We start from the raw sequence: 25,814 nt of genomic DNA on the forward strand, positions 1-25,814 counted from the left end.
TAAACTAACTCGCTTCCTGCATCTGCAAGGAGTCCGTTCTGGCGGATTGCTCGATAAGTTTTACCATTTTGCCCAGTTCATCGAGGCGTTTTTGATTGATGGAATATCCCTTTACCAGGTATTCCTTCAATCTTTGTGTGGCCCATTGGCGGAATTGGGTTCCTCTCTTTGAATTAACCCTATACCCGACGGATATGATTGCATCCAGGTTATAATGCAGTACCTCCCTTTTTACTTTGCGGTCGCCCTCTGTTTGAACTTGTGCAAATTTTGCACAGGTTCGTTTTTCATCTAACTCTTTGGATATGAATATATTACGGAGGTGCTTGGTAATAGAGGAGCGATCTGTTGCAAATAGAATCTCCAACTGACCCTGTCTCAGCCATACCGTTTCTTCTTCAAACCGCACATCCACCTCGATTTTGCCATCCTTGGTTCTATAAATCTCTATTTCTTTCATTTCATTTGCCTTTCACAATCCGGAAAGCTCAAAGGTAGGTTTGTTTTAGTAGGGGCATGCCTTCCACTGTCAATTTATCTCCAGCATCATTACCGAGTGATCGCTAATCTTCTTTTCCCTTTCTTCATGGGAATAGAGACAGGAAAACACGCGGTCCTTCAAATTGGCTGAGACAAAAAAATGATCTATCCTGAATCCGTTCTTTGCCCGGTTAGAGTACCAGGAGTATTCACGAGCATCCGGGTGAAAATGGCGGAAAGCATCAAGCATACCTGTCGCTTCGAGTTTTTCCAGATAAGCCGAATGAAAAAACGTGGCACCCTCCTCATCAATATAATGCTTTCCGGTATTGATATCGCCTGTAATGATGACCGGTTTATCAGGGCCATCCTGAATTTCCTGCAGAAGAAATTCAAATACTTGCTTCTTTTCATCTTGCTGGGGAAAATAACAGGCGTACACTTGAAAGTCAGTTCCTTCAGCCCCGACCACCCGGTGTGAATGAATTCCCAGGCGAGGATATACCGAAAAGTTCAGTTCCAGCCTGGAGGCGACCAGAACCGTGTTTGTTTTTTCACCGGCTTCCGGTGCAAACTGGTAAACGTATCCGGCTTTTTTCAAATGCTGCCTTATCCTCCCTCCCTGGGTGTTGCTCCGGAATTCGCTCATAACCACTATTGCGGTCTCAGCGTATTTCCCTGAAAGAACTTCCAGGATCTCATTCACACGGGTTCCTCCTCCGTGCCGTATGTTCCAGGTGAGGATTTTCATTGAGTTAGATAATCTAGCGAACAATGCAGGTCTTAAACAGATGCTCAGTTAACTATACACCATAGAGAACCAGCTTAGCATTATTGTTTAAAAACTAAACGCTCTAATTCCTTTTTAATTAAATTCTCAGAAGGCATACGCGAAAGTTGAATTCTTCTGGCGTAATTGATACTGTCCAGAATTTCCCTTTGTTTATGTTCAACAAGTATTTTTTGTTCTTCAATCAATTTCTTTTGCTTACGAGTTAACATAAATCTTTTATAAATTATTACTAGAAAAATAATGACTAATATCAAACAGATAATCATAGTCAATGCTAAAAGCGTTTGCCTATGTTCCCTTTCACTTGCGAGTTTTAACTCGTATTCATGTATTAAATTCATTTTTTCCTGAACCTGATCGAACTCATGCTTTGCTTGTAATCTTCCAATTTCTTCACTTTTACTCTCATTCAGCAGGCTGTCCTTCGCCTCTGAGTATAACTTAAAATATTTCAGAGCCATTAAAGTGTTGCCAGTTGTATCGTAAAGTTGACTTAAGTATAATGCTGCAATTTTTGTGTCGTCAAGGGATGGCAAATTTTGAGCGATCTCAAGGGATTGTAATAAATACTTTTCCGAAATGGGAAAATCTCCTTTTTTGTAGAATAGCTTTCCCAATGAGGCGGTTTGTATACATATTCCAAGCTTTCTTGAAAGATTTTCCGACAGTTCTAATGACCTTTTTCCATAAAATATTGCAGAATCAGAATTATTCAGGAGGTCATATTCAACTGAAATATTTCCATATAAAATAGAAAGACCTTTTTTGTCATCTATTTGATTGTAATAGGCAATAGATTGTTTATAATGAGACATCGCTTCCTGATTTCTACCCAATTCAGACAACGTATTTCCTATGTTTCCATTGAGCATGGCAGTATGAGCCTCCAGTTTGAGCTCCTTTGAAAGTTTGATTGCTCTTTCGAAATAAAAAAGTGCCTCTTTGTAATTGTGCATCTGATAATAAAGACTTCCAATAGAATTGTTTGCTGAAATGCAGTCGGGTATAAAATTATGCCTTGTAAATATATTTAGGGCGTTGAGGTAATGAGAAAGCGCTTGTGTATAGTCTCCTAATTCAAAATACACTATCCCCAGATTGAATGTCGATTTTGCAAACATCTCATCATTATTCAACTTCTTGAACGCCGATGAAGAGACTTTGTAATAATGAGCGGCGTTTGATAGGTTACCCCGTTGATGCTCTAATTGTCCCATGACAAAACCCCAACGTGGGATTCTGGATTTAGATTTTGAATTTGATATTAGATAATGGGCCCTTTTTATATAATGTCTGGCTGAGTCGGGATTAATTGTAACGAGTTGTGAGGATTTTAAAAGGAAAGAATCTATTAGTAACGTGTCAATGATTTGTGCCGATATAGGTACAAAAAAAATAAAGAGAAATGTTAATAGTATGAGTCTTTTTGTAAGCTTTCTCATTGTTAAACTATATAAAACTAATGGAATGATTTCAATGATTCAGAGATCTAACATAATTCACGCTACCCCCTCCCGATACAACTCCTTTTGAAAATTAATGAATAAGTCCCTGATGTTAGAAACTCCGCCGAGTTTTTCGGTGGCATCGGAAACCGACTGGTATTTCAGCTCCAGCAGCACCGGTAACTTTTCCTGGTCCAGCTCTTCAACGCCGGATTGAATGTATTGGTCCAGAACGAACTCGATAAACTCCTTTTGAGCGGGCTCTAACGAGCTGAAGATCGTCCGCTGTGCGCCTGCCACCCGCCGTTCTCGCGTAAGCGGCTTTGCGGAATAGACTATGTATTCCAGTACATCAAAAAGATCGCATTTTTCGGCATCTATGACTTTTTGAAGGGTCTTTAGCTCATCCACACCGAACCCTGCGCCTTCCAACTGATCCAATAACGCTTTTCGCGTGTCCGGCTGGCTCCATATCCTCCGTAGCTCTTCCTCATTTCTGAAAAACTCCGGTATTTTCCCATAAAGCATGTCCAGAAATTCCTGCAGGGTCAAGGGCTTTCCGTCGGGTCCGATGAAGGTGGTGGAAATGTGGTGCGTAATCTGATGCTCTTTCCCGCTGCCTAGTTTTATCTTCACCCTTGCCTTCCTTTCGCGTTCCTCCTGAGCTTCTGGATCCTCAAAGGCCCTGGCTTCTTCCGGTTCATAATTCGGGTCATCGTCGGTAATGACCGGTTCCACCGGCTCCCCATCCCATTCCGGATCCTTGAACCGTTCGCTGGCATTTACAAAATCGTAAATCGTAAAAAAATTCTTGTCGTCAAATAAGCGGGTTCCCCGTCCTACGATCTGCTTGAATTCAATGATGTTATTCACAGGGCGTAGCAGGACAATATTTCGAACATTCCGTGCATCCACGCCGGTGGACAGTTTGTAGGATGTGGTGAGAACGGTAGGCAGACTCTTCTCATTGTCCTGGAATTCCCTCAGATACTGCTCTCCCAGTTCGCCGTCGTTGGCCGTCACCCGTACGCAATATTTTGTTTCCTTGCTTTTCTTGTATTGATTGATGAGATCGCGGATGGCAGCGGCGTGATCCTGGTTGGCGCAGAATACCAGCGTCTTCTCATCCGGGTGAAGCATATCCATTAACAACCTGACCCGTTTTTCTTCCCGCGCCTTGATCTCAATGATACGGTTAAAATCGGATTCGGTATAGGTCCTTTCTTTATCTATGTCTCCTTCCAATACCTGATCTTCTTCCTTGTACGTATATTCATCCAATGAAGTCTTTATCTGCCGCACCTTGAAGGGTGTAAGAAAACCGTCCTCGATGCCATCCTTTAATGAATAGATAAAAACCGGCTTACCAAAATATTTATAGGTGTCGGCGTTTTCCCTGCGTTTTGGGGTGGCTGTGAGTCCTATTTGCACGGCGGGACTGAAATATTCCATGATCCCACGCCAGGTGCTCTCATCATTCGCTCCTCCACGGTGGCACTCGTCAATGATGATGAAATCGAAATAGTCTTTCGGGTATTCTCCGAAATAGGGCGTATCGTTCGGGCCGCTCATGAAGGTCTGGAAGATGGTGAAGAAAATACTTCCGTTGGTAGGGACTTTCCCTTTCTTTTTTATTTCACTTGGACGGATGCGCACGAGTGCATCTTCCGGAAATGCAGAGAACGCATTGTAGGCCTGATCTGCCAAAATATTTCTGTCAGCAAGAAATAAAATACGCGGCCTGCGACTTGCTTCGTAACTGGTATTCCAGCGTGTATGAAATAGCTTCCACGCAATCTGGAAGGCAATGAATGTTTTTCCGGTACCGGTGGCCAGCGTGAGCAGGATGCGGTTTTGTTTGTTAGCTATGGCATCCAGAGTGCGCTCTACGGCAATATCCTGGTAAAAGCGCCCGCCCATGCTTCCGCCTTTATCTTCGTACGGAACGGAATCAAATTTATCCTGCCATTCGTTTGTTTTCGGGAATGCCTTGTTCCAGAGTTCGTCCGGGGTATGAAATTTATCCCGCAACCCTTCCTGGGCGGAATCCATATCAATGTGATAGATTTCCCGCCCGTTAGAAGCATAGGCATCATCCACTTGCAATTTCTCCGCATAGTTTTTTGCCTGTGCAACTCCTTCTCCAACCGGAATGTCATACGCTTTTGCCTCTACAACGGCCATCTTTCGGGTTTTGTAGGTCAACAGGTAATCTGCGCGAATGGGTATGCCCCTGCCCCCGGTAGCTTTTATTTTCCCTAGCGTAATGGGGTAGTTGCGGTGAATTTTTACATCCACGGTTTTATTATCCCAGCCAACCTCGCGCAGTTTGGGGTCAATGTAATCTGCTCTTGTATCGTCTTCCGTCATGCGGGTATTGCTTCTTTAGCAGTTAATTGACCACTGAATGCCTTTTGCAGAATAGATTTTTTTAATTCTTCCAATGCATTTATTTTTTGTTCGTAAATCACTTCCAATTTTTTCGTTTCAGTCGAAAGTAAATCCAGTTTCTTGACTATAGATTGTTGTTCTTTCATTGAAGGAAATGGGATAGGAATCTTGTTAAGCATGGCTTGATTTAATTTGGGCTGAGCCATTCCACTGACAAAATCATCCAACTTTATCGAGTTAAGATATACTTCGACAAATTTTTGGTTGACCATATTTTCAAACTTCAAGACATGGGCATGATTATTCACCCAAGTTTTTCCTGATATGGAAAATGCGATTGGATAAACTCTTGCCAAAAGATTTGCCCCATCTTCAGAAACGCATAATAAATCTTCATCAAATAAATAATCGGCAACGTAATCTACGATGCCAGAAGCACCATAATAAGGAATTGAACCTTCGCTACGAATCTTTTTTGTTATGGGTACCCGTTTGCTATCCAGATTAACAGAAATTTGATTTAATGTTTTTACATCCCAATCATTTTTCGAAAATATCTCGCTTAAATAACTCTCAAAAAGCTCCCCTGCATTCCGCAAATTTTTTTCTGCGTTTTGCTTTGCTTTGTCAATAGCGGCAAAGGCTTTGTCCAAAATTTCTACGATGTATTTTTGTTCGGGGAGGGGTGGAAGGGGGAATTCGATGTTTTCTATTTGCCGAGAAGAAATATGCTTGACGGTTGTATATGCAGTAACCTCTTCTATTGCTTTCAGATACTTGTTTATTCCGTAAAAGAGAAATTTTGGATAAATATACTTTTCGAAATCCTGCAATTTACAGACCCGCTGATTAAGAAGTGCATTTTCTCCTTTCCATTCATGGCATTCAAACTCTCCGTCCATTCCAATCAGAAAATCCCCCTTCTTGACGATATATTTTTTGTCGAACTCCCCATTATATTTTATTTCAGTGTTAATACCATTTTTTATATCCCGAATTCGAATTAATGGCATTCCTTTTTCGCCATTGAACAATTTGGAGTTAAATGCAAAACCATTTTGAATTCTCAATAAATCCGATAGCTTTTTTATATCCCAACCATTTCTCATATAAGTTCAGAAATCTTTTCAAGAATTTCGTTTGTTTCAGTATCCAACTTCTTCATCTCCGCCAGTATTTCTTCCGGTTCGCGCAAAACTGTTTCGTCTTTTTTATTCGGGTTTTTTACCGAGAGGTCGCAGGTGGTTTCGTCCACATCCTTCAGTTTTACAGTCCACGAGTTTTCGCTTTCAGCAAATGTTTTCTGCAATTTTATAAACTCTGCAAGGTCATTTTCGTTCAGAGGGTTTGTTTTGCCGAGGTTGCGCTCAAGGTTCAGTTGGTAATACCAGATTTTTTTGGTGGGCGTGCCCTTTTCAAAAAACAATACCACCGTTTTTACTCCGGCACCGGTAAAAGTTCCGCCCGGCAGATCGAGCACGGTGTGCAGGTTACAGGCTTCAAGCAGGTGCCTGCGCAGGGAAACGGATGCGTTATCGGTATTGCTCAGGAAAGTGTTCTTGATAACAATGCCCGCCTTGCCCCCGACTTTCAGCATTTTTATAAAATGCTCCAGGAAGAGGTATGCCGTTTCACTGCTCTTGATGGGAAAGTTCTGCTGTATCTCGGCACGCTCCTTTCCCCCAAAGGGAGGATTCGCCAGCACCACATTGTAGCGGTCCTTTTCCTGAATGTCGGCCAGGTTCTCGGCAAGGGTGTTGGTATGGATGATGTTGGGTGCTTCAATGCCGTGCAGGATCATGTTCATGATACCGATGATATACGCCAGCGATTTTTTCTCCTTGCCGTAGAATGTTTTCTTCTGCAGGGTTCGCATGTCGCCCGTGGATAGTTTCTTTTTTGATTTCAGGTAGTCGAAGGCCTCCACTAAAAAACCGCAGGAGCCTGCAGCCCCATCGTAAATTTTATTTCCAATTTCCGGGGCAACCACTTTCACAATGGTGCGGATGAGGGGCCGAGGGGTATAATACTCTCCGCCATTACGTCCGGCGTTGCCCATATTTTTTATCTTATCCTCGTACAGATGGCTCATCTCGTGCTTCTCCTCCGATTTCTGGAAGCGCAGTTCGTCCACAAGATTTATCACTTCGCGCAGGTTGTATCCGCTCTGGATTTTATTTTTCAGTTCCGAAAATATTTCCCCGATCTTGTATTCGATGGTATCATATCCTTCCGCATCCTTTTTAAATTTTTTCAGGTACGGGAATAATTTCTGGTCCACGAAATCAATAAGGTCATCACCACCGAGCGCCTTGTGGTGATCGAGTTTACCATCCTTGCCTTTCGGTGCCGCCCAGTTCTCCCATTTATACTGCGAAGAAATGATCGGCTCATATTTTTTTTCGGAAAGTTCGGCTGCGGTCTTTTTTTCCTTTTCGAGCGCGTCAAGGTATTTGAGGAACAGCACCCAGCTGGTCTGCTCCACATAGTCCAGCTCGCTCTGGCAACCGGCTTCCTTTCGCAGGATGTCGTCAATGGATTTGAAGACTTGTTCAAACATAATCAGTGGTTAAATGGCTCAAAATCAATATAGTTATAAGGGTATCAAATATAGGAAAAATATGTAGCTTTGGTTTTGACTAAGAACCTGCTTCAATTGTGCTTCACCGGCGTTTAAAAGCGGAATCCTTAGGGCTTAGTATTCAAGAAATTAACTGATTAATATGAGGGACTGTAGCCCGCCTCCGAGCGGGCAGGCTCCCACCCAACGAAATCAAGCCTTTCAGAAGTACTGAAAGGCTTTTTTAATTTGGCGAAGTATTTCCTGAGCTATGCAATTTATATATGCGCCATCCACTCCGTTAGCAGTGGTTCCAGGCTTGCAAATAATGCGGCGCCTTTGTCCTTTGCATACCAGCCGTGAAGATTTTCCAGGAACTCTTCGTGGGGTACCGCCGGATGCTCCTTTTTGAACTGCAACACGCGATCCTGAATTTCTTTTGAACGTGGCCCCCAGCTTCCCAGTATCAGCATCTTCTCCGCATCAATGCATACCAGCTTCGGAACCGAACGGGTGCCGTTTGTTAAAAACTGATCCATAATCTCCGGATGCTCGTCGCGCAAAATCAAACGCAGATCAATCTGCGGTGAACAGGCCGCCAGCTTTCCGATGTATGGAATATTCTGCGCGCCGTCTCCACACCATGCCTCCGTGAGCAATACCCATATCCACCTGCGATGCAGCCCTCCCAGCTTCGCACAGAGTGCCTCCGGAATTACAGCGGTCTTATCCAGCCGCTTCATGCGCTGTGCGTTAAGTTTGGTGGCCGCTAATTGTGCCTCCTTCTGCTCTGTACCGCTTGTCTTACCCTCAGCTCCTAAACGTTGTACCAACTCGCTGTACTCGTGATAACGATACGAATGATTTATTTTCTTCAACAATTCCTGCGCATTCATATACCTCTTCTGTTTATGGCAAAGTTCGGCCTCACTTACGCCTGAGGTATGATGTGTGTCAGTTCCGCAACCCCAAGCCCGCATTTCATGACTCTGCTCATATAAAAAAGCAGTAAATTTGTACACTTTCAAAACTAATGCACAGCCAATGAAAACCAGACAATTATTGCTATTTCTATTCGTAATCGCTCTGGCCGCACCCCGGTGCAGAAAGCATAATTGTAAGAAAGAGATCATCGAAAAAGTGTATGTGGCCAATGAGATGTCCGGTACCGTAACCATTTTTGATGCCGATGATCTGGAGGTGCTGAAAACCGTGGACCTTGATGATAAGGATGAGATGTTTATGCCCCATAATGTGCAGGTGGCTCCTGATCAGCGCTCCGTATGGATAAGTGCTCCTAATATGCACCACGGTGAAGGAGATGACCGCGTGGTGGTGCTCAAAGGTAAACGCGACCGCGATGCTCACCGCATCAGCATAGGCACGGAACAACATCCTGCACATGTGTTGGTGGATGATGCTTCTACGTATGCGTATATTACCGCAACGGAACCCGGACAGGTGATCATGATGGATGCGCAGAAATACAAAGTGATCAAACGCATTGATATCGGCAGCGGAAGCGAACCGCACGGTATGCGCTATATGAACGGCAAACTTTATGTTGCATGCATGGGATCTCAAAGTATCGCCGTGGTGGAACCGGAGAGCGGCACCGTTACGCATATACCTGTGGGCGGGATTGCGGTTCAAACGGCCGTGATTCCCGGATTAAACACCGTATTCGTGTCGGTGTACGATCTTAAAGAAGTGGTTCGCTACAACGTGAGTACAGGTGATACTACGCGCATTCCGCTTCCTGCCGGTTCGGAGGGACCTATACAGATGTATCCTTCACCGGACGGGCAAAGGATCTATGTTTGCGACCAGGGTATTGTGAACGGAAATCCTTCCTCCAATAAACTCTATGTAATAAACACAAGCACAAATACGGTTACAAATACGGTAACGGTTGGGAACGGCGCTCATGGAGTGGTGACGAATTCCGACGGCACGCGCATCTTTGTAACCAATCTGAAGGATAATTCTGTAAGCGTGGTCGACGCGCAATCACTGACAGTGATCGGTACTGTGCCGGTGGGAGAAAAGCCCAACGGAATTTCTGTTATGAAATGTAATTGTTACTGATCAGCCTCCAATACTGATCATCGTCCGGTTCTTCCGGTGCAGCAGCGGATCTGAAAGTTCCTCCATGCTCTCCATTCCTCCCCTGCTCTTCTTCTTATGCCATACCGATTCATAGATGAGCGGACGGATCTCCTTCCCTGAGCGAAGGGCGCCCAGAATATCCGTTTCTGTTCCGGAAAAAAGACAGTTCTTCATTTTTCCGTCGGCAGTGAGGCGCATGCGGTTGCAGGTATCACAAAAGGGGTTGGAAACGGTGCTGATAACGGCGAATCCCCCTTTGTATCCCTTCACCCTGTAATTCCTGGAGGTATCATTTTTAGCATCCTCCAGCCGCTCTACTTTTTCGCCGTACTTCTCTGCAGCTCTTTCCATGATTTCCCGGTACGATACTCCCTTGCTCCAGTTCCACTTGTTACCGTCGAACGGCATGAACTCAATAAAACGATAGAAAACAGCGCGGTCGCGTGTGTATTCAATAAACTCCGTTATCTCATCATCGTTCACTCCTTTGATAAGAACGGCATTCAGTTTAACCCTGAATCCTTGATCCAGCAAACGATCCACATTCGTAAGTACTTTCTCCACGTGATCGCGCCGGGTGATCTGCTTTAAGCGCTCCGGCTTCAGGGAATCCAGACTGACATTGACGGATCGTATCCCGGACTCCTTAAACACATCTATGAAACCGTCGGCCAGTACACCGTTGGTGGTGATCACCAGCTCAACGGGTAGTTGCCCCAGCCCGCGGATGATTTCGGCGGCATCGTTTCGCACCAGCGGTTCACCTCCGGTGAGCCGGATCTTTTTCACGCCCGATTCCACAAATACCGAAGCAATCTTCAGCACTTCGTCGCGGGTCATGAATTGCGCTTTCGGACGAAGAGGAATTCCCTCCTCCGGCATGCAGTAAAAGCACCGCAGATTACACCGCTCCGTGAGGGATATCCGCAGGTAATCGTGGACACGTCCGAAAGGATCTGTTATAGAGGGGAATTCACTCATTTTCCATGCATGCGGAGTTCTACATTTTTCATTTCCGCTTCTGAAAAGTACTTCTCCGCCAGGGGGAACAATGTAACATCCTCGCGGTAAATATGCAGTTTCAGCAACTCTACAAATTCCCTTGCGCTTTCGTAGGCATGATCCAGAATGAAGATGCGTGAAACCTCATCGCGGATACGCGTGGCCAATCCCAATAAATTGAAAGAAAGCGTGCTGAGCTGAATGAATTTTACATGATCATCCTCCATCACCTCAATGGCGGTAAACTTCTCCTCGCCTACACTGTGCTCACCATTCGCAATAAGTTTCTCGCGCAACAGGGGGAAAAGATGCTTCTCCTCCTTGTCGTTATGCGGTAAAAGATCATCGTCCACAAAACGGTAGAATTCAGCAAATGCCTTATTGATCTGTTCGTCCATTTTATAGCCGCCGGCCTTGTAGGCAATGAGCGCGTTTTCAAAACGTGTAGCCACCTCTATGGCATGTTTATGTTCCTCCATCAGCTCCCTCACAGGAACGGCGGTAACAGCAGCAAGGTCTGCCTTCCCGGGCTGTTCATAGGCCGAGGGCGGATCCATGGGAGAATGCTCCACATGTTCCAGGCCCTTCTCGGCGTTTCGCTTGAGGGGGTCATTCTTAGAGAGGGTCTTAAGGTCCATATCAGGGCGTTATGCTTGAAAACAAATTACGGTACACAAAGATGCTAAAAAAATGAGGAATGTCATCTTAAAAAAAATCGCCCCCCTTTCAGGGGGCGATTCCGCCTGAATATCTCTAACCTCTACTTAATGAATTCAGGCTTTAAAACCAGCATCACATAGCCCCAGCCTGCCTGGTTACCGGTATATCCTTTTCCTTCCCAGTCCAGAACACCCTTCAGATACGCAACGGATGCCGTATGCAGGTAAGTAGAATAACCGCACTGAACAGCACATTGCTTTGTAAATGCGTAATTAAAGGTGAAATCAATCTCGTTACCCAGGTTAGCATCCATGGATTCGATAGTTCCGGTTTGTGCGGACTTCACCGGATCGAAGATTTCGGCGGTGGCGGCAAACATGTGAACATCCAGCGCTACCCAGTATTTATCCGCTTTATACTTCAGGTTGAGATAAATATCCTGCAAGCCCACATTGCCATGCCCGCTTCCGGCAAAATAATAATCCATATAGCCGTTAAACTTGTGGCCGGTACCATAAAGAGCATTGAAAGTGTGCTGTACTTCCTTGTAAGCTTTGGTAGTATCGGTTTGGCTTTGCCCGCTCATCATCTCCATACCGGCACCAACAGTGAACTTCTTTGCAATCGTGTATTTCAGATCAGCGCCTGCCATGTAGGCATTCACATCCGCGCGCTTCCCTCCCATTACGGTTTCGCCGCTCTGGCTGTAAAACCGCAGGGAACCAAAGAGCGCATCCTTTTTATACTCGATGTGAGTGCCAATGGTGTTCATCAGGTAGGAACTGTTGAGGGCATTGGGAATTTCAACACCGGTTATAACTGCAAGCAGGCTGGCGCTCAGGTTTCCGAACTTTTTATTTGCCCACAGGTAATACATCTCTTTATAATTGCTGAGTGTATAACTCGCCGCGCTGTTGGTCATCGCTGCCTGGTTGTATCCGATTCCAGCATGTACATTCAGTTTCAGACTCGTATCCTCAAAGGCGAACAGGAACAGATCATGGCTGCGCCCCTGAAAGGTCCAGTTTAAACCACCGAACAAGCGTTCATCATCATAAGATAATTCCTGCCGTCCGGCTTTAAGTGAGAACTTGGGTGTGAAAAAATACTGTCCCCATCCTTCATGCAATGAGGTAAATCCATCGGTAGTATTCGCCGTAGCGGTGCTTCCCCACACCCTTACATCCTGGAAAGAAACCTTTGCTTTGAATTTATCGGACTTGTATCCGAAGTTCAGACGCGAACGCTGCCCCGTGGCCACGGATCCTTTTACCAGAGAATCCAGCGGTGCCTGGTACCCGTGCCTGTATTCGGTTCTTGGAATAAGCTCACCCGTAAGGGAGAACTGCGCGTTAGCAGGGAGCGAGGAGAAGATCATCAGGACGCTACCGGCGGTTACTTTCAGGATGTTTTTCATAGGTGTGTAGTTTAAAAAATGTTTTAGCGTTTAGCTGGGCCGTTCACACCCTTTCCGGTTATAAAAATGCCAGTTCACCACAGTGGCGATCACCAGAAAGACTAAGAGTCCCCAGAAGAACATATTCGCATTTCCGGATGCACCGATCGCCGAACCGATCAGCATGGAGAAAATAAACGGACCATAGGCCGCAACGGCGCCGGTCCAGCCGATCACCCCTGCAGCCTGACGCGGATTATGCTGGAACACGATAGGATACTGGCGGAAGGTGGCCGCATTCCCTATGCCTGCGAAGAAGAACATTCCCAGCATCACCGCTACGAACATAGGAAAGGAATCCATGGATACAGGAGCAACCAGTCCCATCAAAACCAGCATGCAGGTACCTGCGATCAGTCCCAGGCCTGTTATGGTGGTAAGGATTGCTCCTCCTGTTTTATCGGCTACAAAGCCGAAAAGCACGCGGCTGGTGGAGCCGATGAGCGGTCCATAGAAAGCGTACACCAGCGGATCCGGTGCATCGGGAAAATTTCCGTAGAGGGCCTTAATCATCATTGGAAACGCGGCAGACAATCCGGCAAAGGTTCCGAATGTCATCATATAGGTTATCGTACAATACCAGGTATGCTTTTCCTTGAAAATATCCAGCTGCTCACGGAAGGATGCGGTCACAGGAACGGAGCGCAGGGTGAACCAGCATACCACCGTCATGATCAGAAGAAAGGGAATGTACCAGAAGGCGGCAGACTGGGTATAGATATCTTTATTCTTTACTCCCGCTGCATCATAAGCCGTAAGTACTTTTTCAGCTGCCTTGGGATGTATTTTCCCGAGTGCCTTCGCTTTGGCCGGCATCTTATAAAAAAGTGTTGCTTTATCCGGGCTGTTTAAAGTCGCTTTCACTGAATCCCGCTTTTTTGAATCAAAGGCCGCAATGATCCTGGTTTGTACCGCCGTGTCCAGGTTGTTAAAGACCGTAACGATCCGGGTGGAATCCATTTCCTTAAATGCGGCCGCCACCTCTTTTGAATCAATGGTTGTAGAAATTTGCGAGCTGCCGAACATCGCCACGCCGAACATTACGGGTGTCATAAATTGCGCAAGACTCACTCCGAAATTTCCAATCCCGGCCTGAATACCAAGTGCGGTTCCTTTCAAACGCTTTGGGAAAAACATATTCGTGGATGGCATGTAACTGGAGAAGTCTCCTCCGCCGAAACCCGCGGTGAATGCCAGCACCATGAACACCCAGAAGGGTGTTGCCGGATCCATTACAGCCAGCCCGATCCCGATCACCGGTAATAATTTAATGAATGTTGAAATGGTGAGCGTCATCCTTGTTCCATAGATGGGAATAAGGAAAGTGTGAATAACACGCAATGTGCCCCCCGCAAGACCCGGCATGGCCGCCAGCCAAAACAACTGATTCTGGGTAAACGTGAATCCGATCGAAGGAAGTTTGGTCACAATAGCACTCATCATGAACCATGAAGCAAAAGAAAAGATCAGGGCTATGGTGGTTACCCATAATGTTTTCCAGGCAATTTTACTGCCTTCGTTTTCCCAGAATGTTTTGTCCTCGGGATTCCAGTTTTTAAGCCAACTTGACATGAGGTTAGAGATTTAGAGGTTAGAGGTTGTTATTTAATGTTAGTCGGGGCTAAATATAGGCGTTAGTGTACAATCCTCTGATTACGATTTCCGGCAGCAATGTGGGCGGATGCCCCGACTTTAAAAAAGTTTTGAAACCTGCCATATCGATTGCGCTTATTTATTACCTGATTTGCACTTCAACGTGTCAAAGGTATCGGAGCGCAGGGGGGGCGGCGATGACTGCTGTCAGAATAAAAAGTGATATATATTTTCGGCTGGATGGACAGAAAAACTGATAAAAAACAGGTTCTTTTCCCGATTTCAGACGGGTTCCGGGGGGCTCCCCCCCCCTTTGGCCTGATGCAGGTCAGGGTTTTTTCTGAGGACAATCATAGTTTGCGGTACTATTTCCCAACACTTTTGTTCGCAAGCCAAACTGTCTTTCCAACTATTATCAGCCTATGATAAACACAATTCACAACCGAATGGAGCCGGGAAAAAAACCGAAAATGATTTCCATCGGCCGATGGATTTCCATTGGCATTTTCACTCTGGCATTCACCGCCACACCTGTTCATGCACAGGATGGCGCAGCACTTTTTAAAGCGAACTGCACCGCGTGTCATAAGGATGGCGGCGGCGGCAGGCTGGTAGGGCCGGATCTTGCCGGGGTAACCACCAAGAGAACGGAAGAATGGCTGTTGAAGTGGACGAAATCCTCCACTGCCTTCATTGCTTCAGGAGACGCCGATGCAAAGGCCATCTTTGATGAGTTTAATCAGATCACCATGCAGGATTTTCCAAACCTGAGCGATGCCGATCTGAAAGCGATTTATGCCTATGTAGCCACCTGGGGAGCCTCAGCACCCACCCCCACTCCGGGCGCCGATACGGCCAACGCTGCACCACTGGCAGATGTTACCACTACAGCCACACCGGAGCAGATTGAGTTGGGCAGAAAATTATTTGAAGGAAGCATCCGGTTTATGGAAGGAGGAGCCTCCTGCATCTCCTGTCATAATATCAACCATAAGGATGTGATTCCGGGCGGTTTGCTGGCGAAGGATCTCACGAATGCATTCAGCCGACTGGGAGGTACTGCCGGCTTACAGGGTATCCTGGGTGCTCCACCCTTCCCTGCCATGACCTCGGCATACCTCAACAAACCATTGAATTCCATAGAGATAAATGCCCTAATGGCCTTCCTTAGCCATGTAGATAAGGATGTTGCCAATCAGGAGCAGAAAACCGGCGATATTCTCCGTTTCGGAGGCTGTGCAGCAGCCATTGGCCTGCTGGTGCTGATCTTCGGGATATGGTTTATTCGCAAGAAGGATACGGTAAAGAAGGAAATTTACAATCGTCAATTGAAATCAACCACCAAGTAATTCTCTTTAATAACGATCCTATAAAAACAAACATATGAGCTGGATTGAAGACATCATTTCCCCGCAAACACGTAAGTGGGAAGAATTTTACCGGAACCGCTGGCAGTATGACAAAGTGGTGCGAAGCACACACGGCGTTAACTGCACCGGCGGATGCTCCTGGGCCATTCACGTTAAGGATGGTATTGTTGTATGGGAAATGCAGCAGGTTGATTATCCTCAATTCAACAAGGAAGTTCCTCCTTATGAGCCCAGAGGCTGTCAGAGGGGTATTTCCTATTCCTGGTATTTATATAGTCCCATCCGGGTAAAATATCCTCTCATGCGGGGAGCCCTGATGGATCTGTTCAATAAAGAAAAGCAGGCAGCAGGCGGAGACCCTGTTAAAGCCTGGGCTAACCTGCAGTCGAATCCCGAGGCCCGCAAACGCTATCAGCGCGCCAGAGGAAAGGGTGGTTTCAGAAGAGCCAGATGGAGTGAGGTGCTGGAGCTTATTGCTGCAGCAAATATTTATACTGTGCAGAAATACGGATCTGACCGGATCATCGGCTTTGCTCCGATTCCTGCCAAGAGCATGCTCAGTTATGCTTCCGGTGCACGATATATACAGCTTATGGGCGGAGTGAACCTTTCGTTCTATGACTGGTATTGCGATCTCCCGAATGCTTACCCTGAGATTTGGGGTGAACAAACCGACGTTTGTGAAAGTGCTGACTGGTATCATTCCAAGTTCTGCGTTTCAATGGGAGCCAATCTGGGAATGACACGTACTCCAGACATTCACTTCTTCTCGGAGTCGAAGCATAACGGAACCAAAACGGTTGTTATGTCACCTGACTTCAGCATGGTTGCGAAGCATGCCGATCAGTGGATTCCCTGCCATGCCGGTTCCGACGGAGCTTTCTGGATGGCCGTTACCCACGTTATTCTTGAAGAATACCATGTAAAGCGCCAGGTACCTTATTTCATTGAGTACGTTAAGCGTTATACAGATTGTCCTTTCCTGGTTCGACTGAATACCGAAAACGGTAAGCTGGTGCCGGGACGCATGATTCGTGCCAACGAGATGTCGCAGTATAAGGACATTACCAACGGCGACTGGAAATTCCTGAATTTTGATACCAAAACAGGAAAAGTTGTTGTTCCGAAAGGTTCCATGGGACATCGCTGGGATGATAAGCAAGGCAACTGGAATCTGAAGTATGAAGACACCGTAACCGATAAGGAATATGATCCGGAGTTGTCCCTGCTCGCAAAAAATGAAGGTGTGCTGCAGGTGGAATTTGTGGAGTACGGACTGGATAAAAAAGCAATGCGCGGTGTACCGGTGAGGTACCTGAGCCTTGCCAACGGAGAGAAAGTAGCGGTAGCCACTATTTATGACCTCACGATGGCCCAGTACGGTGTTAGCCGCGGACTGGAAGGCGATTATCCTAAATCTTATGACGACAAGAACCAGGCCTATACCCCCGCCTGGCAGGAAATTTTCACCGGCATCGGAAGAGATACCGTACTGCAGTTAGCCCGCGAATGGGCGAGCACCGCCGAGATCACAGAAGGCAAGTGCATGGTGATCGTAGGAGCAGCCATCAACCACTGGTTCCATGGTAACCTGATGTACCGTGCCGCTATTATGGCGCAGATGCTTACCGGCTGTAACGGTAAGAATGGTGGAGGAATGAACCACTATGTAGGTCAGGAGAAACTGGCACCGATGGATTCCTGGTCCACCATCATGAGTTCAAAAGACTGGGGAACTGTTGCAAGACTGCAGCAAGGTCCCATCTGGCATTACATCAACTCTTCTCAGTGGAGATACGATGGCAACCAGAGGTATTACAACTCAGTACCGGAGAACAAACTGGCTCATATGCACACAGCAGACTGGGCAGTAAAAGCAGTCCGGAACGGATGGATGCCGTACTATCCCCAGTACAACAAGAATAATTTTGAGATTGTAAAGGATGCACAGGCAGCCGGATGCAAGACAGACGATGAGATGAAGAATTACATCGTGGAGCAGTTGAAGAGCGGCAAGCTGAAACACTCGGTGGTTGAACCGGATGAGGAAGTGAATTTCCCGAGAAACTGGTTCATCTGGAAAGGGAACGCCATCGGAACATCCGCAAAAGGTCACGAATATTTCCTGGATCACTACCTGGGAACGCACACCAACAAAATTGCCAATGAGGTAGCCGGAGATCTTGTGGAGGACATTGTTTACAAGAAAGAAGGCGCGAGAGGCAAGATGGATCTTGTGGTGGACATCAACTTCCGTATGGATACCTCCGCCCTGTACTCGGATATCGTATTACCTACAGCATCATGGTATGAAAAAGCGGATATCAACTCTACGGATATGCATTCATTTATCCATCCGCTGGGTGCCGCCATTGACCCTGTTTGGGAATCGAAGTCGGACTGGCAGATCTTCGAAGCACTGGCGAAACTGGTGAGCGAAATGGCTCCCAACTATCTTCCCGGTATCATGAAGGATGTAGTGAACTCTCCGCTGTCGCATGACTCCAAGGACGAGATCACACAGCCGCGTCTGCAGGACTGGAGCAAAGGCGAGTGCGAAGCCATCCCCGGAAAAACAATGCATAAGATTTCTTTCGTTGAAAGAGATTATTCAAAAATCTATCTCAAGTACATCTCCCTGGGCAAGGGCGTTGAGAAGAACGGAGTAAGCGCTCACGGTGTAGGCTTCCCGGTAGACGACATCTACAAGGAAATGTTAACACACCGTCAGCACATCACCAAGTGGAATGACGGAACGGAGTATCCTTCACTGAAGGAAGATGTGGAAGCCATCAACGCTGTACTAAAGCTGTCGTCCCTCACGAACGGAAAGCTGGCAAAACGTGCTTACGAAATCATGGGTAAGAAGATTGGCATGCCGGAAATTGAGCGTTTGGGCGACGGATATGAACAGATTGATATTGAATACAGAGATCTGCAGGCACAGCCAAAGCGTTACAATTCTTCACCACTTTGGTCGGGAGTAATGCACGAAGGACGAACCTACGCGGCTTACACCTACAACGTTGATTTCCTTGTGCCATGGAGAACACTAACCGGGCGACAGCATTTCTACCTGGATCATGACGCTTACATCGCGTTCGGTGAACACCTGTCGACTTACAAACCATCTCCAACACCGGAGGCGTACGGTGACCTGCGCGTTACCGTGAACGACGGAAAAGCCAGGATACTCAATTGCCTTACTCCGCACGGAAAGTGGCACATCCACTCCACCTACGGAGATACCCTCCGCATGTTGACACTCTCCAGAGGCAATGAGCCCTGCTGGATGAGCGAGCAGGATGCTGCTGATCTGGGAATCAAAGACAATGACCACGTGGAGGTTTACAACGACCACGGAACGTACGTTACCCGCGCCTGTGTGAGTGCGCGTATACCGAAGGGTGTGTGTCTGGTTTACCACGCGGTAGAAAGAACCTACAACATTCCGAAGTCACAGGAGCGCAGAGGAAAGAACGGCGAACCGAGACGAGGCGGAATGAACAACTCCTTCACCCGTGTTCACCTGAAACCGAACCTGATGTGCGGCGGTTACGGACAATTCTCTTATCACTTCAACTACTGGGGCCCTGTGGGTGTAAATCGCGACACGCACGTTCTGGTACGGAAAATGGAAAAAGTTGAATATTAATCACTCTAATAACTAGATATATGGATGTACGGTCACAAGTTTCAATGGTTTTTCACCTCGATAAATGTATCGGGTGCCATACCTGCTCGATAGCTTGTAAGAATATCTGGACCGACCGGAAGGGCGCAGAATACATGTGGTGGAACAACGTTGAAACCAAGCCCGGAACCGGTTATCCCACCAAATGGGAAAACCAGGATATTTACAAAGGCGGTTGGGAGAAAAACGGAGATTCTGTATCGCTCAAAGGTGCCGGAAAATTTAAAGGGCTAAAGAATATCTTCCATAACCCGCACATGCCGGTGCTGGATGATTACTATGAGCCCTGGGCCTACAAGTACCAGGATCTGTTTACAGCACCCGAGGGCGATGACCAGCCCACAGGACGAGCCATTTCACTCGTTACCGGGGAACCGATCGATCTGAAGGCCGGTCCTAACTGGGATGATGATATGGGCGGTTCGATTGATTACGCCCGTCAGGACTCTAATCTCAGGAGCCTCAGTCCGGCCGAGCAGGAAGCCATGTTCCAGCTGGAAAGAATGACATTCCACTACCTGCCGCGTATCTGCAACCATTGCTTGAACCCCGCCTGCGTGGCATCCTGCCCGTCCGGTGCGCTTTATAAAAGAGGTGAGGACGGCGTAGTGCTGATCAATCAGGAGCGTTGCCGCGCCTGGAGGATGTGCGTTACCGCTTGTCCGTATAAGAAAAGTTATTACAACTGGAATACCGGCAAGTCAGAAAAGTGCGTTCTGTGCTACCCCCGTCTGGAGTCCGGGCAACCGCCCGCCTGTTTCCATTCCTGTGTGGGACGTATCCGTTACCTGGGAGTAATGCTCTACGATGCAGATAAGATCGAGAAGGCAGCATCTGCTCCGGAAGATGAACTGGTGAATGCGCAGATGGGTATTTACCTGGATCCGTTTGATCCGGAAGTGATCAAACAGGCTCGTCTGAACGGTATTGCCGATTCTACCATTACTGCTGCACAGAACTCTCCTGTTTACAAATTCGTAAAAGTGTGGAGACTCGCTCTGCCCTTGCACCCCGAGTTCCGGACATTGCCGAACCTGTTCTATGTTCCGGCGTTGCTTCCGACCATGGCTACCGTTTCTGACGGAGTATACAACTCCACCGGAAAATCGCTGTGGAACCCGGTAGAAAACAACCGTCTTCCGATGAAGTACCTCGCTTCGCTGTTCTCTGCGGGCAACACCACCAAAATTGTTGAGGTATTTAAACGACTGATGGCCGTTCGACTGCATCGTCGTGGTGTAACCGTAGGAGACCTGAACTCTGCAGAAATATCTTCTGCCATGAACGAGGTTAACATGGATGCGGATATGGCCAATGCCATTTTCCGCCTTACCTCTCTGGCCACATTTGAGGAGCGTTTTGTAATACCCGCTGCACACAGAGAAGAAGCCATTGAAATGCTGGAGAACACAGCTGACTTCAAGGGTGCCACAGGATTCGGATTCAAAGAACGCCCCGCCAGAGGTTTATAACAAGACAATGGAGAAGTACCAACATTATACATTGTTTGCCGACCTTCTCAGGTATCCCGGTGATGATTACACGAAACGGGGTGCTGATTGTCTTGCCATGCTGCAGGAACGCTATCCGGAAGCAGCAAAAGAAATGCTTCCGTTTCTGGAATACATGAATACGCATACCCAGGACGAACGCGAGGAGTTGTATACAAAAACATTTGATGTACAGCCTATCTGCTACCTTGATCTCGGCTTTGTTATTTTCGGAGAAGATTACAAGAGGGGAGCATTTCTTCTGCACATGCAACAGGAACAGCGGAAAGCCGGAAACGACTGCGGTACTGATTTGTCCGACAATATCAGCAACGTGCTGGTATGGTACACCAAGACCGATAATCAGACGCTGGCGGAAGAACTTGCAGTGCGGATTCTCATTCCCGGCGTGGAAAAAATGATTTCCGAATTTGCACAAGCCCGCATTGACCTGAAAGTTAAAGTGCTGAAAAAGATGCACAGGGCCATTATTCAGGAAGAGCTCAACCGTGAGAATGTTTTTCGCAATCTGTTCTCCGCGCTTGTGTACATGCTGAAAAAGGATTTTTCTCACGTCCATTTTGAAGCCGTTACAGGCCCGATCCCGAATTTGCAGCATCATAAAGCATTTATTGAAAAACAAGGTGTGAATACCACTGCTCCATACATGACGAATACCGAAGTAAACGATTTAGTTAACAACTATAAACTCGATTAGTTATGACGAACTTTCTCTTATTTGTTGCCTTCCCGTATGCCTGTCTGGCGATCTTTCTTGTAGGCTCCATTTACCGGTATATCAACAGAGGCTTCACTGTTTCCTCCATCTCCTCTCAGTTTCTGGAAGGGCGGAGACTCTTCTGGGGAAGCCAGCCTTTTCACTGGGGATTGTTTTTCCTCTTCTTCGGACACCTCATTGCGTTTCTGTTCCCGCGTGCCGTGCTGGCCTGGAATGGTACACCGGTTCGGCTGCTGATTCTTGAGATCACCTCCTTTGCCTTTGGTCTTTGCGCTTTGTTCGGTATCGTCATGCTGATCATTCGCCGCCTGAGCAACCGCAGGCTTCAGATAGTTACCTCTCCGATGGATCTGGTAGTGTACATTATTCTTCTTACCCAGATCATTTCCGGACTGCTGGTTGCCTACTACAGCCGCTGGGGATCTTCCTGGTTCGCTGCGTTCCTGAGCCCTTATCTGAAGAGTATCTTCGTACTGGATCCGCAAATTGACGGTATTGCCAGTGTAACTTCGCTCTCGCTCAAAGTGCACGTGATCAGCGCCTTCGCACTGGTAGGATTTATTCCCTTCACCCGTTTCATTCACTTCCTGGTGTATCCTGTGGATTATCTCTGGAGAAGCTACCAGCAGGTGGTTTGGAACTGGAACCGGAAGCATATCCGCACCTCCCGCGCACATTCAGAAGGGCATAAAACCAACAATAACTGATTCTAAATTTCAAGCCAATGAAAAGAACCGGTTCATTTCTTCTTGCCGCACTTACCTGCGGAACTCTTGCCGCACAGAGCAATGCAGCTCCGGCGCCAATGACCCTGAACGAGGTATTTACCTATATCGTACTGGCAGGAGGTGGTTTGCTGCTTTTGCTGGTGGTTCTTCGTTCCTTCATGGTAGCGAATCATACCTTACGTGAACACGGAGGAGAAACAGCTCTCCACTTCCCTATTCTGCGGTCAGCCGCTTCGAATCCAAAACTCGTTACGGTAGGGGTGCTGGTGGTATTCGCCTGTGCGATGATCTGGGTTTTCTCTTCCTGAAAGAGAACCGCTTCTTCTATTTCTGAATTTGCATTCTGTGCAGCGTCCACAATAGAATCGCTGTCAGAATGAATGCCATGGCCTGGTGTGCCACCGCCGGAACAATGTGCACGGTTGTCCATACGGTAAGTGCTCCCAATAACACCTGTATTCCCATTCCCAAAATAAAAAGTTGTGCACCCCTTCTCAGTGGATTGCGCGGATCAACATGGCGCACCGAATAAAAGAACGCCATTGAAAGAAATAATAATGTAAAGGCAATCAGGCGGTGAATGAACTGAACGGCAACTTGGCCTTCCAGTATCACTTCCCAGCCGGATCCCGGCACGCTGAGCGGCGGGATAAGACGGTCTCCCATCAGCGGGAACGTTGGGTAGAGATATCCTGCTTTTAACCCGGCCGTAAGCGCTCCATAAAAGATCTGCAGTAACAACAACAGCAGCAAACCCATTGGCCAGCGGGATGAACGGGTACTTTTCTCTTTTCCGGGAATAAGATCCAGCATAAACCAGAAAATAAAACCGAAGAGCGTCAGCGCCATCAGCAGGTGTGCCGCGAGGCGATAATGACTTACATGAGGATTTTTCTGAAGTCCGCTTTTCACCATCAGCCATCCCACCACACCCTGTAATGCTCCCAGCAAAAGCAGCAAGAGCATTTTCTTCAGGAATCCGGGCGGAAACCGGTGGCGGATTAAAAACCAGAGAAAGGGTATGATAAATACAATACCGATGAAACGCCCGGTCATGCGGTGTATAAATTCAAACCAGTAAATCTCCTTGAAATCCTCTACCGAAAAATGCTTATTAAGAATTTTATACTCCGGCGAAGTCTGGTAGCTTTCAAATTCCCTTTGCCAGTCGGCCTCGTTCATAGGAGGCAATGATCCAAGAGGCGACCATTCCACCATTGAGAGCCCCGACTGCGTGAGTCGGGTTGCACCTCCCAGCAAAACCATAAAAAGCACCAGCACACAACCGGAGGTAAGCCATACGATCACAGGGAAATGAGGATTCGAGCGCAGGGACATAGAAAGTCCCCGAATATATCGCTTTTACCGTTGCGGCCGTGAAGCCCCTGTTTTCGGAAGCTCCAGCAACCTGACTATCAGTGAATTCTCAGCGATTTTTCCAAACCGGCGCGCGCTTTTCCAGGAAGGCATTGATGCCCTCGCATGCGTCGTTCGTTTCCATGAGTTCATTCACATACATATCCTCCAGGTGAGCAAGGAAATTCCCCAGCACATGATTGAACTTGGCCCTGGAAGCTTTTACTGCGAAGCGAAGAGACGAGGCACTTCTGGGAGCGATAAAATCACGAATGAATTCCTCCAGTCCGATATTCATTGCTTCCTTACTCTCAAATACTTTATTTACCAGTCCCATCTGATGGGCTTCTGCCGCTGTTACAGACTTTCCGGTGAGTAATAATTCTTCGGCACGCGCGAGTCCGATTTTTTCCGGCAGAATAACTGAAGCCGGAGGTGGGAAAACCCCCAGCACCACTTCCGGCTGACCGAACCGCGCGCTTTGGTCTGCAAAAATAAAGTTGGCTGCCAGTGCCACTTCCATTCCCCCCCCCAAACATTGTCCGCTTACCAGCGCTACTACGGGTACAGCAAGATCGCGAATAGAATAGAACAGATTATGGAAGGAACGGAGCATTTCCGCCGCATGTTCCTTTTTATGTTCTTCTACGCTTGCACCAAAGGAAAAATGTTTTCCTTCGCCTTCAAAGACCAGTAGCTTAATTTCCGGCTTACCGGCAAATTCGATAAAGGCCTTTTTCAGGTCATTCATCATGATGCTGTCCAGAATATTTCCCTTCTCGGCTGCCAGAGTGATCCTGGCCACCGTACCTGAGTGGGAATAATTCAGTTTGATTTTTTCCATACCTATTTTATTTCTGTTCGTGCAGTGCAGGTGCGATCGCTTGTTCCATCTCTGTGCCCCATTCCTTCCCTTTAGCCAGCAGCTGACGTAAAAGTATAAAGTCCACTTCCCTGTTATCCTTTGGTCCGTCGTTGAAAGCCCGGAAACCGGCCTTGGCTTCGGTCATCATATTCAGGGCAAGCCATTCGCGGCTGCTTTCTTTATTTTTATCCCAGTGTTCCAGTTTGAATTTTCTGACTTCACTGATGGTTTTATTCATACAATTCGGGAAGGTATAGAGCAATTTAGTAACCAGACCGTTTACTGCACCGTCCAGCAGGCTCAGATCCACCTCCGACGCCGCCATCATCTCCTTTCCTTTGGCAAGGTCGGCTCCCTTCTTCGGTGTGCCTATCACAAGTTTTCCGAATTCGTCCACCATACGATCCGTAACAACCAGCGGATTAGGAATAAATTTTCCTTGGTATTTAAGTACAGGAACTATCTCGGTGACAACGCCGAAGTGATACGCCTGATGGGCAGACCACGGTTCACATAGCGTTAGCGAAGACATGGCGCGTTCCACGCCGATGAAAAGAGGCAGAAAATCCGTAGCTCCCCCGATCGGTGCCGACCCGTGCTTAGGACCCGCCTGGCCGAACTTAGCCATGTCGCTGGCAATGGTATAGTCGCATGCCATTCCGATCTCCTGACCTCCTCCGATTCGCATACCATTTACACGGCAGATCACCGGCTTTTCACATTTGAGGATCGCAGAAACCATGTCGTTAAACAAACGCATATACTGGGAATACTCCTGTGGATTACCTGCGTAATATTCAGCGTACTCCTTGGTATTTCCGCCCGTACAGAACGCTTTGTCGCCCACGGCAGTAAACACTACAGCCACCACACTTCGGTCATTGGATGCCTGTCCGAAGGCCAGGATGATTTCTTTTACTGCGCCGGTGGTATAAGAATTATACTGTTTGGGATTATTGAGTGCGATCCACGCGATGTGAAGGCCTGCCACCGGTGAGCCATTCTTATCCAGTACAGGTTTCATTTCATAGCTAATCTCCCGGTAGTTTACCTGTGTGAGATCATGATTTTTCAGTTCCATAG

The 25,814-nt window shown here is 47.2% G+C and carries 21 protein-coding genes; 7 read left to right on the forward strand and 14 right to left on the reverse strand.

Annotated features, from left to right (window positions below; translation table 11 throughout):
* Positions 1 to 4: 4 nt before the first annotated feature.
* The 7 genes from IT233_01460 to IT233_01490 form a co-directional block, all read right to left on the reverse strand.
* Positions 5 to 460, reverse strand: coding sequence for a virulence RhuM family protein (locus IT233_01460; GenBank protein ID MCC7301285.1), 456 nt, complete (start codon positions 458 to 460; stop codon positions 5 to 7).
* A gap of 69 nt (positions 461 to 529) precedes the next feature.
* The gene (locus tag IT233_01465; protein ID MCC7301286.1) at positions 530 to 1,231 is read right to left on the reverse strand and encodes an endonuclease/exonuclease/phosphatase family protein; all 702 of its coding nucleotides are present in this window, start codon (positions 1,229 to 1,231) and stop codon (positions 530 to 532) included.
* An 80-nt stretch (positions 1,232 to 1,311) separates the two neighbouring features.
* Positions 1,312 to 2,715 carry a tetratricopeptide repeat protein gene (locus IT233_01470; protein ID MCC7301287.1) on the reverse strand — a complete coding sequence of 468 codons (1,404 nt, stop codon included), beginning with the start codon at positions 2,713 to 2,715 and terminating at the stop codon, positions 1,312 to 1,314.
* Positions 2,716 to 2,772: 57 nt separating this feature from the next.
* Positions 2,773 to 5,088, reverse strand: a complete 2,316-nt coding sequence (locus IT233_01475) for a DEAD/DEAH box helicase family protein (protein ID MCC7301288.1) — start codon at positions 5,086 to 5,088, stop codon at positions 2,773 to 2,775.
* Positions 5,085 to 6,011 (reverse strand): restriction endonuclease subunit S, encoded by a 927-nt coding sequence (locus tag IT233_01480; GenBank protein ID MCC7301289.1) that lies wholly within the window; start codon positions 6,009 to 6,011, stop codon positions 5,085 to 5,087. The genes IT233_01475 and IT233_01480 overlap by 4 nt, the downstream gene beginning before the upstream one ends.
* A 203-nt stretch (positions 6,012 to 6,214) precedes the next feature.
* The gene (locus IT233_01485) at positions 6,215 to 7,669 is read right to left on the reverse strand and encodes an SAM-dependent DNA methyltransferase (protein MCC7301290.1); all 1,455 of its coding nucleotides are present in this window, start codon (positions 7,667 to 7,669) and stop codon (positions 6,215 to 6,217) included.
* Between the two features lie 278 nt (positions 7,670 to 7,947).
* On the reverse strand, positions 7,948 to 8,649 hold the full coding sequence (locus tag IT233_01490; GenBank protein MCC7301291.1) for a thioredoxin family protein: 702 nt from the start codon (positions 8,647 to 8,649) through the stop codon (positions 7,948 to 7,950).
* 64 nt (positions 8,650 to 8,713) lie between these two features.
* Between IT233_01490 and IT233_01495 the strand changes: the two genes are divergently transcribed.
* The gene (locus IT233_01495; protein MCC7301292.1) at positions 8,714 to 9,757 is read left to right on the forward strand and encodes a YncE family protein; all 1,044 of its coding nucleotides are present in this window, start codon (positions 8,714 to 8,716) and stop codon (positions 9,755 to 9,757) included.
* Here IT233_01495 and moaA read toward each other — a convergent pair whose 3' ends face one another.
* From moaA to IT233_01515, 4 genes are all read right to left on the reverse strand, one after another.
* Entirely contained in the window at positions 9,758 to 10,759 is a 1,002-nt protein-coding gene (gene moaA, locus IT233_01500) for a GTP 3',8-cyclase MoaA (GenBank protein ID MCC7301293.1), read from the reverse strand.
* Positions 10,756 to 11,418, reverse strand: a complete 663-nt coding sequence (locus IT233_01505) for a hemerythrin domain-containing protein (protein MCC7301294.1) — start codon at positions 11,416 to 11,418, stop codon at positions 10,756 to 10,758. The genes moaA and IT233_01505 overlap by 4 nt, the downstream gene beginning before the upstream one ends.
* 122 nt (positions 11,419 to 11,540) lie before the next feature.
* The gene (locus tag IT233_01510; protein MCC7301295.1) at positions 11,541 to 12,857 is read right to left on the reverse strand and encodes a hypothetical protein; all 1,317 of its coding nucleotides are present in this window, start codon (positions 12,855 to 12,857) and stop codon (positions 11,541 to 11,543) included.
* Positions 12,858 to 12,887: 30 nt separating this feature from the next.
* Positions 12,888 to 14,468, reverse strand: a complete 1,581-nt coding sequence (locus IT233_01515) for an MFS transporter (GenBank protein ID MCC7301296.1) — start codon at positions 14,466 to 14,468, stop codon at positions 12,888 to 12,890.
* A 443-nt stretch (positions 14,469 to 14,911) separates the two neighbouring features.
* Here IT233_01515 and IT233_01520 point away from each other — a divergent pair, with 443 nt between their 5' ends.
* The 6 genes from IT233_01520 to IT233_01545 are packed head-to-tail and all read left to right on the forward strand — an operon-like array spanning position 14,912 to position 22,818.
* On the forward strand, positions 14,912 to 15,838 hold the full coding sequence (locus tag IT233_01520; protein ID MCC7301297.1) for a c-type cytochrome: 927 nt from the start codon (positions 14,912 to 14,914) through the stop codon (positions 15,836 to 15,838).
* A gap of 34 nt (positions 15,839 to 15,872) precedes the next feature.
* Positions 15,873 to 19,514, forward strand: coding sequence for a nitrate reductase subunit alpha (locus IT233_01525; protein ID MCC7301298.1), 3,642 nt, complete (start codon positions 15,873 to 15,875; stop codon positions 19,512 to 19,514).
* A gap of 20 nt (positions 19,515 to 19,534) precedes the next feature.
* On the forward strand, positions 19,535 to 21,025 hold the full coding sequence (gene narH, locus IT233_01530) for a nitrate reductase subunit beta (protein ID MCC7301299.1): 1,491 nt from the start codon (positions 19,535 to 19,537) through the stop codon (positions 21,023 to 21,025).
* 7 nt (positions 21,026 to 21,032) lie between these two features.
* A complete protein-coding gene (locus IT233_01535) occupies positions 21,033 to 21,761 on the forward strand; it encodes a hypothetical protein (GenBank protein ID MCC7301300.1) in 729 nt (242 codons plus the stop codon).
* Positions 21,762 to 21,763: 2 nt separating this feature from the next.
* Entirely contained in the window at positions 21,764 to 22,489 is a 726-nt protein-coding gene (gene narI / locus IT233_01540) for a respiratory nitrate reductase subunit gamma (GenBank protein ID MCC7301301.1), read from the forward strand.
* A 17-nt stretch (positions 22,490 to 22,506) separates the two neighbouring features.
* A complete protein-coding gene (locus IT233_01545; GenBank protein MCC7301302.1) occupies positions 22,507 to 22,818 on the forward strand; it encodes a hypothetical protein in 312 nt (103 codons plus the stop codon).
* Positions 22,819 to 22,834: 16 nt separating this feature from the next.
* On the opposite strand, the gene IT233_01550 is transcribed toward IT233_01545, so the two are convergent.
* The 3 genes from IT233_01550 to oah all read right to left on the reverse strand — a co-directional run bounded on the left by IT233_01550 (position 22,835) and on the right by oah (position 25,812).
* A complete protein-coding gene (locus IT233_01550; GenBank protein MCC7301303.1) occupies positions 22,835 to 23,848 on the reverse strand; it encodes a COX15/CtaA family protein in 1,014 nt (337 codons plus the stop codon).
* 88 nt (positions 23,849 to 23,936) lie between these two features.
* Positions 23,937 to 24,710 (reverse strand): enoyl-CoA hydratase/isomerase family protein, encoded by a 774-nt coding sequence (locus tag IT233_01555; GenBank protein MCC7301304.1) that lies wholly within the window; start codon positions 24,708 to 24,710, stop codon positions 23,937 to 23,939.
* A gap of 7 nt (positions 24,711 to 24,717) precedes the next feature.
* Positions 24,718 to 25,812 carry a 6-oxocyclohex-1-ene-1-carbonyl-CoA hydratase gene (gene oah / locus IT233_01560; protein ID MCC7301305.1) on the reverse strand — a complete coding sequence of 365 codons (1,095 nt, stop codon included), beginning with the start codon at positions 25,810 to 25,812 and terminating at the stop codon, positions 24,718 to 24,720.
* Between the last annotated feature and the right edge of the window lie 2 nt (positions 25,813 to 25,814).

The organism is Bacteroidia bacterium (genome assembly GCA_020852255.1).
Classification (GTDB): Bacteria; Bacteroidota; Bacteroidia; order JADZBD01; family JADZBD01; genus JADZBD01.